The sequence below is a fragment of the Limibacter armeniacum genome, assembly GCF_036880985.1.
GTDB lineage: Bacteria > Bacteroidota > Bacteroidia > Cytophagales > Flammeovirgaceae > Limibacter > Limibacter armeniacum.
In genome coordinates, this window is sequence record NZ_JBAJNO010000009.1 from 3,042,882 (window position 1) to 3,056,963 (window position 14,082).

A 14,082-nucleotide genomic window follows, 5' to 3' on the forward strand; every position below is an offset into this window, starting at 1 on the left:
AGGCTGTGTAGCTTGGGCTAAATTCTCTTTCCTTCGGCTAAAAATGCTGGAACTCGCTTCGCTCAAACAGCAGCATTTTTTACGCCTTAGTCTGTCGAATTCTTTACGCCCATGCTCCAAGGCCGGTAGTATTGGGTAGGTGTATAGGTTTGTGACTAGTGGGTGTTTCGTATTGGTTCTATTGTTCTTTTTCCTTGATGAAAAAGAACCAAAAAATCAAGGCTGTGTAGCTTGGGCTAAATTCTCTTTCCTTCGGCTAAAAATGCTGGAACTCGCTTCGCTCAAACAGCAGCATTTTCTTTACGCCTTAGTCTGTCGAATTCTTTACGCCCATGCTCCAAGGCCGGTAGTATTGGGTAGGTGTATAGGTTTGTGACTAGTGGGTGTTTCGTATTGGTTCTATTGTTCTTTTTCCTTGATGAAAAAGAACCAAAAAATCAAGGCTGTGTAGCTTGGGCTAAATTCTTCTTCCTTCGGCTAAAAATGCTGGAACTCGCTTCGCTCAGACAGCAGCATTTTTTACGCCTTAGTCTGTCGAATTCTTGACGCCCATGCTCCAAGGCCGGGAATGTTGGGGGATAATATTGGTGATTGGTATGTTTTGATGGTATAGTACCTGTTGATGTTTAAGTGGAAGGGGGATAGAAGTTTTTGATCTATGGTGTATGTTAAGTGGTTGGTTTTGAGTTGTTATTGCTTGTTATTTCTTATATTGAGGGGGCTTTTACATTGTGCCGTTCAAATGTAAAAGTGATTTTAGACTGGAGTCTATCATGTGGGCCGCCCTGATATGGGGTGGCTTTTTTGTGGGGGATTCAATAAAAAACAGTCTCTCATATATGCTATGGGAGACTGGGAACCAACTGAGTTTATTTAAATAAGTATGCTGGACTTATCACCCTATTGTAATAGGGTCTAGTATAAGTTATATACGATTTTTTGGGACGATGGTTTTTTGTCAATGGTCGTCCTGCCATAATGTAAGGACGACCATAGAGAGCTATAGGGGTTCTGAAGGAAGTGGATAAATAGGGGGCGGCTAAACTTGTGCTCTTCTTTATCTGCTATTAAAACAATTTTTTGTGGCGTAAAATTACTTTAGGTGTCAATAAAAAAGCGTCAACACAATTGGGGGTGAAGACGCTTTCTCATGAAAGGTTAACTACTTAGGGAATAATTTAAGACAATATTTTTGACATAAAAAAACATGCAGAAACTCTGCATGCTTTTCTTACTCTATATCAATCAAAATAAAATATTGGCTTATTTAAACACTTGTTTAATGGTGGGTGAAAATAGAAGCCAGGTAATGGAGCCTGACTTCTGTATACACACATTATGGGGTAGGGGTCAAATCAAACCCTACCTACTTATAACACAAAAAATATGTAAATGTTTGATTGTGTAAGGGGTTTGTTTTCAAAGGGGTGGTGTCGTGCCTATTCTTTTGAAAGGAACTTATAGGAGGTTTTGAGGGAAGTGAGGGTGGTTATATGGTATCAATGGGAAATTGGTTATTTTAATACTGTCTTTATTCAACACTTACTGTTTTGAGTTCATCCCATTAGAGACTTGAACCTTCTGACCACCCGCTTATTGGGTGGTTTTTTCTTTTTAGTTAGGGGGGAAAGCTATTAAACAGGTAAGCCGCCCTTATGGTAGAGGGCGGCTGGGCTAACTGATAAAGTCAAGCAGGATCTATTTGACTTTATATAATATACAATATGTTGGGTGGATATGCTATTGGATATGGGGATAAAAAGACCTGCCACAGGGTGACAGGTTTTTAATCGGGTATCCAATTAATCATTTACTTTAATAGGCTATTTTTATTTAAAAGGTACAATAGATTGTATCATGACATTTTATAGTTAATGACGGTGACTGAGCGAAGTCCAAAGAATTACCCCTTTGGCTACGCTCAGGGAACATCGAGAATATTGTTAATACGATGAATGTTAATTGTGAAAAACACTAATGCGTTAGCATGGTAATGTATAATCACTTAACATTGTTGATTCGTTTGCAGTAGCCCTCTAATTAATCTTTGCTAATATGATCACTTTTATAAAGTGTAGGCCTCCAATGGTAAAATATTGGGGGCTGTTTTTTTGTGTATTCTCTCCTTTTTGTGAGTGGTTAGCGTATCCAGTTTTTGGCTTGGTTGAGGTGCTCAAACCAGTGGGGGGTGAATATGGTATTGCGGCAGTAGAGGCTGCCTGCCACTATATTGCAGGCGAAGGAAAGCGCTTCGGAATTGTTTTCGACCACCAGTGCTACCTGAAGTGTGCCCGTTTGCTTGAGTATATGGTTCCAGTTGGTGAGAATGTCCTGTATTTGCTGTAACGAATAGGGTTGTATGCTGCATTGGGATAGGTCTATCACCCAGCGCTGGGGGCGGAACCGATACAGGTGGCGTCTGAGGTAAATGGCTTCCTGCTGAACGCTTCTTTTGTCGGATGTATGCAAGGGTGCTAGTCCAATGGAGGATGTCAGCGAGTTGTGGTTGTTGTAGTGGTGGTAGAAATGGTTGGTGATAATGCTTTCCATAAGTAAGTGTTAGTGGGTAAAATGGTTAGATGATTACTTCCTTCTGGAGCCTGTACAGGATATTGCTGACAATTCGGCATCCTTGTGTGCCATCCAGGAGTGAGATGGGTTCTTCCTTGTTAAGTACCATCAGTGGGGTGTGTAGCCAGCGTTGAAACTCTTTCCTGTACTTGAACAGGTGGTAGCCTGTCTCGTGAATAATGGCAATCTCGATCAGCAAGGATGAGAGGTGCTTATCCAGCCGCTGTTGTGGCTGTGTCAGTCGTATATTGAGGTTGGGGACAATGTGGTTGATTTCTGATTGAGTAAGTGCAGTAAACTCCAGTAGTAGGGCAACTTGTTCTGTTGTAAGTCCTTTGCGTGCCAACTGAATCAGGTCATGTTCTGTTGCATGTACATTGTCAGGTACACCCAATATATAACATACTTGTTTGTATTTCATGCTTTTAGCTAAGTGTGGGTTGGGTTATGTTAGTTTTTGACCTAAATAATATAAGTAAAAATGGATATATGATGGGAGTTGGATATATGAAAAAGCCTTGCGGAAATATCTCCGCAAGGCTGAAAATGCTTGTCAATATTGTTAGAGGTCAGCTTTAGAACCAAGCCTATAATGGTTGTACATGTTACATCAAAATGAGTTCAACTCCTATGGAGTTGTTGGGTTCTTCTAATATTTACCTGCCTCTAGATTTCCATCTGGAGCTATTATTATTGAATCCCTTTGGGATTGGTTTATCTTACTTATCAATGCTTGGGTGTATAGGTGATGGGACGTTTTTCTTCTACGAAAGTGTTTAAGCAAGAATCGAATTGGAATAGAGGTTTTCTATTTTAACCCTTTCACATATTATGATGTACTAAATGATGATGTTATCCTGTTCAACCCTTTCAGGGGTATGAGATAATGAACACTGCAAAATCCGGATTACCATCCGGAGCTAATATGGCTTGTTTCCTTCGGGAACAATGTTTATTGTAAGAGAAATAATCCCAAAGGGATTCAATAATGGTAGCCGTAGGCAAAAGCCTACGGTATAAGTAAATTCATTTACACAACTCCAAAGGGGTTGAACCTATAAATCATTGAAGCGTTTTAAAACTTCCGATTTCAATGATACATCTGCTTAAAATGTGTTTAGCCCTATCCGGAACTGTAACCTTTTAATCACGCCTGTACCATCATCAATGTGGAGGTAGTCTTCTTCAGCCTCTTCTCCATCATCAGATTGGTACTGCCTGTAGTTTTGGAATTTAACACCAAGCATCAGTTTGCCAAGTGAAAAGTCTATCCAATAACCATTTCCGTATAGCAATAGTGTTTCAGGACCGAAGTCAAGCCTTGTTCCGAGGCTTGCACCAAAAGAAACAGCTGCTGCATTTAGAGGAATGTTTAGACCAGCTCCCAGATCGAAACTAAGCCCATATGTATTAAAATCTACAAGCTCTTGATTTAATCCTTTTTCTACCTCCTGATATTGTGAATAAAAGAGGGCAAAGTCGGGGTTAATCGTAAATGCCTTTCCCCAAATACCTCTTGTGGATGCACCCAATAAATATGTATTGCTATAATTGTCTGACTCATATCCTAAATATACACTGGCTTTTGAGTCTGAAGGGTCTGGGAGGCCGTCAAAGAAAGTATTTAAGGATGTGCCTATGTGTGCAGCAGTAGCGGACTCTATTAGTTCCTTTGGCATGGGGTAGCCAAGCTTTTGGGCATTTTTATAGTACTCAGCAGCAGATTTATAATCACCCCTCTTCATAGCCATATCCCCTTTTGCCTTTAGGTTATATGCATAGTCCAGTGTAGTTGTGGGAGACGACTGTTTCTTTTTTTCTTTGGGTTTGGCAGCAGTATTTTTAGAATCTGTTTTCGTCGACTCCTTCTTTTCAGATTTAAATGCCACTGTACTTCCGGCTGCCATATCTAGGGATGTACTTTGCTGTTTGTCCTTCTCTTCTTCCAAGAGACCGTTTAACTTATACTGCACTTCCTCCTTTAGTTCTTTAGCCAGGTCTGCAGGAGCGTGAGAAAAGGCAGGGGCAGACTTCGACCAGTTATATGAATCTATCTTTTGGATGATACTTTCCAATTGACTGGATGTAGTAGCATTCCTGAAATCATCTTTTAACTTTTCTAAATATGAGTCGGAGCTTTCCAGCTTCTTGATGGCATCTTTTAGTTCAGAAAGCAAGCAGGCGTTGCTGCCGCTTCTACTTAGACACTCTTCTTTAAACACTTCTAAGCGATGTGAAAAATTTAGGAGGTATTTATTCGCATAGGTCTGCCACTCTGAGCATGACATTTCATGGGGAGCGGTACCTTCCTTGATCAATATCCAATCGAGAAATCCTTTTAAACCGACTGTTATAGAACCTTCTTGGATAGGGGTTTGGCGTATATCATATGATAGGTCACCTCTTAAATACAGGTTGCCAGATGTCGCCTCCATTGGAAATGTAAACCCATCAATATCATCTTCATCGTAATAGGAATCGTTGATCCAAACCCCTTCGATTACGACCCTGGTCACTGCCATTTTTATGCGAGGCTCACCGCCACAAAAAGCTTTAGCCTTGAAGTCTACAAACCCTACTAGTCTATCCCTACCTGGAATATCAATAGGTACATTGGTGATGTTGTGTATTTCGTCTTGTGCCTTACTCTTTATAGCCATCAAGGCTAATAGTAAGGTGAATAGTAGTTTTAGCTTTGTCATAGTAGTTCAATGATAATTTGTGATCTGCTTGTTTTTAATCTTTGGCTATAGGTAACCCCATGTTCTCTAATGGGGTAAATCAGTATCAGTAGCGTTACTTTTAAAAATCATATCTCCTGCAATATGGATGACTCTCTAAGTGGTTTTGTCGTTTGTGTGACTAACTCTTTGTTATTGGGTTTTGCAATCAGCTGTCAGTAAGGTAGTTGTATGGTTGCAAACTAAGTTTTTCTTTCTTTTGTCCAAATTTCATTTTAAGTTTTGTACTAAAGTGTACACTTTATTTATCCACCCTCGGTGGAGATTATCACGGGGTTAATGAAGGAGTTGTGAGCTAGTTAGCTTAGCTGATAGAGGGTGAAGGTTCTGTTTTTAGTTTGAAAAGCGTGTTTTGAGTGGGAATAATTACTGGGACCACCTCTAACATTAATGTGAACTATGGGGTGATGGGAAAAATTCTAGTGAGTTAGGAGTTTATCTTCGAATATATTGCCCTCATAGGGCTTAAAAAATGTCATCTCCTTTTCGATGGGATAATCGCGCGTGCAACAGCCATAGCTGATGTATTTACCCCCTTCGTGGTAGGTATATTTTGCTGAATAAATTATTTATCACTACGATCTTGGGTATAAGTACTGATAGACTCAGGTCTATAGTGGTTGTACATGTTACATCAAAATTGAAGTTCAACTCCTATGGAGTTGGGAACATATGACATTTATCTGCCTCCAGATTTCTGTCTGGAGCTATTATTATTGAATCCCTTTGGGATTGGTTTATTTTACTTATGAATGCTTGGGTGTATAGGTGATGGGAGTGAAGGTTTTGTTTTGAAGTTACTTCTGATGTGATTTTAAAATCATCATTTTCAGGGATATCTATGTGGTTTGTAGTAGCTTTATTTAAGATAATCTTAAAGCTATTTGAACAAACTCTACAAATGAAAAAGCTTACTTTTTTATTAATTCCTTGGCTTTTACTTATTAGCTGTAATACTGACAACCTTGAACCAGGTGAGCTGCCAGAAGTAACCACTGAGGGTAAGGGGACGTTTGCTTGTACCATTAATGGTCAAAGCTGGGAGCCCTGCTGTACTGCTTTTTTTCAGGTAGATAGGAATGCCTATCTAACAGATAAATTTGTGGGGATTGTTGGACAGAAACAAAAGTCTGCAGATGAAGTTTTAGCTTTTCAACTATTAAGGTCAGAAATAAATATTGGGGAGGAAGTGACTTATTTAAAGTCGAATGGAAAGTTAGGTATATGGTCCGAAAACAAAAATGAAGGGAATAGTGCTCATTATTATTATAATCATGAAGATTCTATTGCTGCTAATGGAGGTGAAAAAACGCATGCATTACTCTATCGGGATGCATTTAGATTGACAGTCAAAATTCTCAGGATGGATGAAGAGGTTGTGGCTGGTACATTCTCTTTTGATGCCTTGACCCATACGGGCGATACGCTTCATGTAAGAGATGGGCGTTTTGACCTGAGAGTAGAATAACTTTTCAAGATCTATCCAATGACTCAAATTTTTTGGACAACATTAAAACTGAAATGTTAATATCAAGAATATATGAGAAGACTTAAGTTTGTTTTGCTGCTGTCTAGTATTTTGCTTGGAGCCAGTACCTGTGAAATCGATAAAATTGATCCTGAATTGCCTGAGATTACCACTGAAGGTAAAGGTATATTAGCCTGTACTATTGATGGAGAAAATTGGGAGCCCTGCTGTACTGCTTTTTTTCAGGTAGATAGGAATGCCTATCTAACAGATAAATTTGTGGGGATTGTTGGACATAGAGATAAAAACTCTGATCAGGAACTTCACCTTCAATTATTAAGAGATGAGGTTGAGGTTGGAAAGGAGAAAACGTTTTCTTGGAAAGATGGAAACCTAGGTGTTTTTGAAGAAAATAAAGAATATGGGAATAATGCCTTTTATTACTTTTATAGTAAAGATTCGCTAGGTGCTGATGTAATTGGAAGACCACATGAGTTAGTATTTAGAGATGCCTATACCTTAACTATTAAAATGCTAAGAATGGATGAAGAGGTTGTGGCTGGTACATTCTCTTTTGATGCCTTGACCCATACGGGTGATACGCTTCGTGTAAGAGATGGGCGTTTTGATTTAAGGGTAGAATGATTCTTTTAGCCTAAACTGGAAAATCTTATTTCAAAACATTGAGCGGTTTTGGTGCTGCTTACACGTATCTTGGAAAAAACATCAAAGATAATTACCAATACACCTAGGTAAGTACAGGAGTAAAGCACTTGAAAAATGTTTGGTAGAGTCTTTCAGACTTTTTCTGTGTCTTCTACCAACTGTTCTGTCTGTTCCCAATCCATATTTACTATAGCAACAGAATAGAGTTCAGGTACATTATCTGGGTATAACTCCCTTAATTGCTTATCAATTTTGTCAAATAGCAGTGCCTTTGTCTTTCCTATCAGTTTGTAGGCTGTTAAGGAAATCACCTCACCATCCTTTTTCTCAAACCTTTTGACTTCCATCATATTGACTGATATGACGAGTTTGTTTTCAAGGAGGAAGCTTGCAATCATATTGGCTTGCTCCTTCTGATAGCATGTTACATTCAGCTGTATCATAGTTGTCCGTTTAAGGCTAACGTTTATTTGTATAGATAATCAGATTTATTTTGAAAAAGTTTGCTTCGAGGAAACTCTGATGTGTAGCTATCTGGTATTGCGTTGGTACTTGCAATTGGGACGAAAGGCTGTAGGCGAACGGCAGAAGCAGACCTGATGGGTTTTGTGGGTGGGTTGGCTGCGAATGCCCGCCGGAAGCCTGGAGTGAGTGGGAGATAACTGTGTAGATAGGTTCGTTAGCTGCTATCTGAAACCCAAAACGCCTGCAAGTCATTCTTGCAGGCGTTTTGGTTTTATGATTCCCTAGCGGCAAGTACTTGCCTTAGTACTGCGGGCTGTTTTTGCAGGGAGCGGATTATGGAGGCGACTACTCTTATCTTATTTGATTGTGCCTGTGACATTACCACTGGTCTTGACGTTCAAGTGCTGAACAAGAAAAACTATTACCATTTTCACATGATTTTTTGTGCCAGTACCTGCCTTTTTCAAATTCTTTGTCCTTGACATGCATATCCGCTACATAATACATTGCCAATTTATGCCCTTGCTCTGCAGCTTTGGTGTACCAGTATTTTGCTTTCTTACGGTTTCTTTCTTTCACATACCAAGCACCTAGCTCATACTGTGCATCGACAATGCCCTGTTCTGCGGCTTTGGTGTACCAGTACCTGCCTTTATCCGCATCTATGCTGGCTCCCAATGAGCCGTTATAATAGGCTTTCCCCAGTTTGTGTTGTGCTGCTGCTAGCCCTTGTTCTGCAGACAGGTGATAGTAGTGAAGCGCTTTTTTAGGGTTTTGTATTGAGCTGCTGTTGCTATAGGCGTAAATGTCTCCCAAATTGTATTGACTGATCATATCCCCCTGCTCTGCGGCTTTTTGAGCCCAGAATAAAGCCTTATTTTCATCTTGGGCAACACCTTCTCCTATCCAATACATTTTTGACAGTATTTTTTGGGATTCAACATTGTCTTGATTCGCTGCTTTTACAAACCAATCAAATGCTTTAAGGAGGTCTTTAGCAATACCAGTACCTTGATAGTATAGGACTCCTAAAAGGTATTGACTTTCGGGTTGTCCTTGTTCTGCTGCCAGCTTGGCCCAGTAAAGGGTTTTTTCGATGTCCTGGGATGTTCCTTGACCTGTATAGTAGAGGATTGCCAGTGTGTTTTGGGCGTCCTTGTATCCTTGTTCGGCAGAAGCAGTATACCATTTGATGGCCTTTTTATAGTCCTGACCCAGTTGGAAACAGCTAGTAGCCAACCTGTATTGGCCTACTGCACTCCCTCCCTTGGCAGACTTCTCATACCATTCTATCGCCTTGTCAAAGCTTGATTTCACACCCTTGCCATCATAGTACATATCTCCAATTTTGGCTTGTATATTGGCATCGCCCTTGTTCGCAGCTTTCTCATACCAGTAGAATGCTTTTGTGTAGTCTTGGGGAACATCTATACCTCGGTAGCAAATATCTCCTAAACAAGAAAATGCATTTTGATCGTCTTGTTTGGCCGCAAGTTCATACCAAAAGTATGCTTTCTTATAGTCTATGGGTAAATTAATACCTGACTCGTAAGTTGCTCCTAACCAAAATGCTATTTCAATATTTAAATGCCCTTTGGAAACGGCTTTCTCTAACCAATATACCGACTTACTCATAAATCGATAATCATCCATTCCATAGTTAAAGTATTCCAATCCTAGCTCATAGAGTTCTTCCGATTTTTCCTTGTCAAAAGGTCTTTCAATCCACATATAAGCAGCTTCTGCATCCTTTTCAACTCCTTCACCATATACATACAATTTGCCCAACCATAAACAGGCATCCTTATTGCCTTGTGCTGCAGACTTTGTAAACCAACTGAAAGACTGCTGATAGTCTTTATTATTGTAATATATGATTCCCAAAATGAGTTGTGCATCCGTATCCCCTAGGTTTGCTGACTTTGTGTACCACTCTATCGCCTTTTGGGTGTCTTTGGTTATACCATTTTTACCATGCCTATAATTATCCCCTTTCTGGTTCCATTCTTCAATTTGACTTGCCTGCTTTTCAGTTGTTACATTGTTTTTTTCAAAACATACCTTGTTCAACAGCCGTCCGTATTTAACAGGAGTAAGACTTGGATTCTCTTCAGTAAGGTTGTTGCTAATATTTTTTTGAATGTCTTCCCAACAGCTATCCTGATTTAGCTCACTGATGAAATAGTCGACAAAAGGGTTATGGTAACCACTCTCGCTTTGTGAAGGGAAGGTCAACAAGATTTCAGTATTGGTAGGTGCATTGAAGTCAGCGAATGCATTAGGGGATTCTGATTTTACCTTTTGCTTATTCCAGTTTTGCAAGAAAGGGTTGGTATAGGATGCATTAAGGATCAGTGATTTTGGGACATTGGTCTTGTCCAGCTTCTTGAGTATATATGCCATGTCTATGGCTTCGATCACCATCTCGTCTTCTGAAGGAGGGTTGGCATCAATAGGAACCAAGAAGTTTTGCTCCTCTACGGCAAAGCCATGCCCCATATATAGTATGAGGGCGAACTGGTAGTCTACATAAATATTAGAAAAGTCATTGAGCAAGGCTACCATCTGCTTTCTGTTCAGGTCCCTACCTGCCATTACATCGAATCCCTGGTTGATCAATGTACTTTCCAGTTTAGTTGCAGCCTGAACAGGTTCTTCGAGCAGTTTATGGCTAGAGTACTGGCTGTTTCCAATTACCAAAGCGATGTATTTCTTTTGGTTCTCTACCTGTTCAGTCCAGTTGCGATAGTAGTTTTGTGCAAAACCTGCATGAGTAATAATTAGCAGGACGAATGTTAGTCTGATTCTCATTTTCAATGTGCTCATTTCTTACAAATTAATTTGGGGCTAACAGTATTAGCTATATCGTTTGTTTCATTTTTGTCGATTGTATCCAACTTATCAAGTTTCACTATTGTAGATAAAGTTTACAATGAAAGATGATGGTATTAAATTCCTCTTTTCAAATAAGTTGAAACAGCAATGATAATATTTATTTTCAAACACTTGCAATCCATAACATAGTTAACTCAATAGAGGTGTTACTCTTTGTCTGCGTTTATTGATTGCATATAGTGATGTCTTTTATAGCAAATGAAAATGGGTATTTCCCTTTGGGGTTTCTTATGGTTAATCCATATTTAGCTTTTTCCATCTGCTTGACTGACTCTTTGTTATAGTGTTCCACAATCAGCTGTCAGTAAGGTAGTTGTATGGTTGCAAACTAAGTTTTTCTTTCTTTTGTCCAAATTTCATTTTAAGTTTTGTACTAAAGTGTACACTTTATTTATCTACCCTCGGTGGAGATTATCACGGGGTTAATGAAGGAGTTGTGAGCTAGTTAGCTTAGCTGATAGAGGGTGAAGGTTCTGTTTTTAGTTTGAAAAGCGTGTTTTGAGTGGGAATAATTACTGGGATCACTTCTAACATTAATGTGAACTATGGGGTGATGGGAAAAATTCTAGTGAGTTAGGAGTTTATCTTCGAATATATTGCCCTCATAGGGCTTAAAAAATGTCATCTCCTTTTCGATGGGATAATCGCGCGTGCAACAGCCATAGCTGATGTATTTACCCCCCTTCGTGGTAGGTATATTTTGCTGAATAAATTATTTATCACTACGATCTTGGGTATAAGTACTGATAGACTCAGGTCTATAGTGGTTGTACATGTTACATCAAAATTGAAGTTCAACTCCTATGGAGTTGGGAACATATGACATTTATCTGCCTCCAGATTTCTGTCTGGAGCTATTATTATTGAATCCCTTTGGGATTGGTTTATCTTACTTATCAATGCTTGGGTGTATAGGTGATGGGAGTGAAGGATTTGTTTTGAAGTTACTTCTGATGTGATTTTAAAATCATCATTTTCAGGGATATCTATGTGGTTTGTAGTAGCTTTATTTAAGATAACCTTAAAGCTATTTGAACAAACTCTACAAATGAAAAAGCTTTCGGGTATTGGCTAAATTTGATATGTGAGATCCAAGTACTTTTTATGCTAGGGATTTATTGGCAAGCTTTCGTAAACTATATAAAAAAGAAAACCGGTGCCGAAAACTATCAGCACCGATTCCTACATTTATTTTAAGCATTTCTTGATCTTCTCAACGCCTGACAATATTCTCTCAGACGCTCTTATATACTAGAATCATGCCCGTCATTTACAACTTTAAACTTATCCGGATAGTTGGAGTAACCAAAGTTTGAATCTATGATAAGAGAAACGATACTCATTGCTGAGTAAATATTGGTATTATAAGAGTTGAAAGGGAAATCAAATAATGTCCATCCAAATTTCGCTAACCGGTTATTTGCCTCATTAGCACCAAAGTAATTCAATAAATCTCCCATTATGTACACTCCAAACCCAAACCATGTGGCACTGGCAAAATTCCATACAACCTCATCTTCTTGTTTATTGGAAAAGGCAAGTGTAACCAATTCGAATTTCTCGGCTTGTGGACCAAATGTAGATAATTCCTCGTATTTATCTTGGACATAGACTTGATACCTTCGATGAGTAACATTGTCAGCATAACTGCCTGCTGTATTGTTGCTCCAATGTATGGGTACTCCCAAAGAGAGATGAGTATTGATTCTATTGTACAAGAATATCCTGCCACGTACAGACCCTAAACTCGGAATACTCTCTGATGAGGAAATAGGGTATTGATTCACCAATTCAGTCAATGCTGTTTCTGCTTGACTCTTATCCGTTGTATTGCTCCAGTCATCCACCTTAAGGGACATGAGGACTACTTCTGAAGGGTTGGTGTGTAAGAAAGCAGTACACTCATCTAGCAATGATACTAATGATTGGTAGGTATTCATCCCTATACCCAATCCGATGTCGCTATGGCAGGTCGTAAATGTGTAGGAGCCATTCTTCTCTTCCACTTTGATACGGACATCTAGCAACCTTATCCCAAACTCCAGCTGATCTGATATGGAGTAATTATGGCATGCATACGGGGTCGTAATGGAAGTGTTGATTGCTGCAGCATCATGGGAGCCAGGTATATTTATGGCAGAAATTAAAGTGGAGTCTGTTAGGCGCTCCATCCATCTGGCCTGGCTATTAGGGGAGATGGCAGCAGTACATACTGATGGGTTATAGTTGGATTCAGGGTCAATGTCTCCAGGCTGGTCATTGATCTTGGTATTGCCATACCACGTCGTTCCATTGAAATAAGCCGTGAACAACTCATCTGAATGGGCTCCTTTATATACAATCCATAAATCATTATCAAAAACTTCTGCATTTGGAGAGTAGTTTGATTCAGGGTCAATATCTCCAGGCTGGTCATTGATCTTGGTATTGCCATACCACGTCGTTCCATTGAAATAAGCTGTAAACAATTCATTGGAATGGGCCCCTTTGTAGACTAGGTATAACTTATTGTCAAATACAGCTGTACCAGGGCTATAGTTTGATTCAGGGTCAATATCTCCAGGCTGGTCACTGATCTTGGTATTGCCATACCAAGCTGAACCATCGAAATAAGCCGTAAACAGCTCATCAGAATGGGCGTCTTTATAGATGATATATAACCGGTTGTTATACACCACCATTCCAGGATTGTAATTGGACTCAGGGCTAATGCCTCCAGGTTGGTCACTGATCTTGGTGTTGCCATACCAAGTGGTTCCATTAAACCATGCTGAATATAAATCATTGGAATGAGGGTCCTTGTAGACTATAAATAACAGCCCTTTATAGACTACGGCGTTGGGGCAATAATTTGATTCAGGGTTGATATTTCCCAGTTGATCACTGATTTTAATATTGCCTGACCACTTTGTACCATTATACCATGATGAATAAAGTTCATTCGAGTTTGCCCCCTTGTATATTAAGTACAGCCAATTGTTGAAAACTACTGTTCCAGGATTGTAATTGGACTCAGGGCTGATTCCTCCTGGCTCATCACTGATTGGCGTGTCGCCATGCCATTTAGCGCCATCATAATAAGCTGTGTAGAGGTTGTTAGAGTGTGCTCCTTTGTAGATAATAGATAAATTTTCCATGTTTAGAATTCTTGTTAGGGTTTAGAAATCCACTTTCTCAGGATTTCGTTGAAACTAGGTTAAGATTGTTATATTCTCTGTTGGGGTAATGAGCAGACATCTGCGAAAAGTGTCAACTCTTTTTTTGGGGCACATCTTG

At 39.5% G+C, this 14,082-nt stretch carries 8 protein-coding genes; 3 read left to right on the top strand and 5 right to left on the bottom strand.

Annotation, left to right across the window (positions count from 1 at the left end; translation table 11 throughout):
• Positions 1-2,085 precede the first annotated feature (2,085 nt).
• A complete protein-coding gene (locus tag V6R21_RS30420) occupies positions 2,086-2,346 on the top strand; it encodes a hypothetical protein (RefSeq protein WP_334247258.1) in 261 nt (86 codons plus the stop codon).
• A 229-nt stretch (positions 2,347-2,575) separates the two neighbouring features.
• Here the strand turns inward: V6R21_RS30420 and V6R21_RS30425 are convergent, their stop codons facing one another.
• Both V6R21_RS30425 and V6R21_RS30430 read right to left on the bottom strand, forming a co-directional pair.
• Positions 2,576-2,992, bottom strand: a complete 417-nt coding sequence (locus V6R21_RS30425; protein ID WP_334247259.1) for an antitoxin Xre/MbcA/ParS toxin-binding domain-containing protein — start codon at positions 2,990-2,992, stop codon at positions 2,576-2,578.
• Positions 2,993-3,677: 685 nt separating this feature from the next.
• Positions 3,678-5,273, bottom strand: coding sequence for a hypothetical protein (locus tag V6R21_RS30430; RefSeq protein ID WP_334247260.1), 1,596 nt, complete (start codon positions 5,271-5,273; stop codon positions 3,678-3,680).
• 940 nt (positions 5,274-6,213) lie between these two features.
• Here V6R21_RS30430 and V6R21_RS30435 point away from each other — a divergent pair.
• Both V6R21_RS30435 and V6R21_RS30440 read left to right on the top strand, forming a co-directional pair.
• Positions 6,214-6,780: a hypothetical protein gene (locus tag V6R21_RS30435; protein ID WP_334247261.1), complete on the top strand. Its 567-nt coding sequence runs from the start codon at positions 6,214-6,216 to the stop codon at positions 6,778-6,780.
• A 72-nt stretch (positions 6,781-6,852) separates the two neighbouring features.
• Positions 6,853-7,425: a hypothetical protein gene (locus V6R21_RS30440; RefSeq protein ID WP_334247262.1), complete on the top strand. Its 573-nt coding sequence runs from the start codon at positions 6,853-6,855 to the stop codon at positions 7,423-7,425.
• A 152-nt stretch (positions 7,426-7,577) separates the two neighbouring features.
• Here the strand turns inward: V6R21_RS30440 and cutA are convergent, their stop codons facing one another.
• The 3 genes from cutA to V6R21_RS30455 form a co-directional block, all read right to left on the bottom strand.
• Entirely contained in the window at positions 7,578-7,889 is a 312-nt protein-coding gene (cutA, locus tag V6R21_RS30445; protein WP_334247263.1) for a divalent cation tolerance protein CutA, read from the bottom strand.
• Between the two features lie 400 nt (positions 7,890-8,289).
• Positions 8,290-10,722: a caspase family protein gene (locus V6R21_RS30450; protein WP_334247264.1), complete on the bottom strand. Its 2,433-nt coding sequence runs from the start codon at positions 10,720-10,722 to the stop codon at positions 8,290-8,292.
• A gap of 1,328 nt (positions 10,723-12,050) precedes the next feature.
• Positions 12,051-13,943 carry a phosphatidylinositol-specific phospholipase C domain-containing protein gene (locus tag V6R21_RS30455; RefSeq protein WP_334247265.1) on the bottom strand — a complete coding sequence of 631 codons (1,893 nt, stop codon included), beginning with the start codon at positions 13,941-13,943 and terminating at the stop codon, positions 12,051-12,053.
• Between the last annotated feature and the right edge of the window lie 139 nt (positions 13,944-14,082).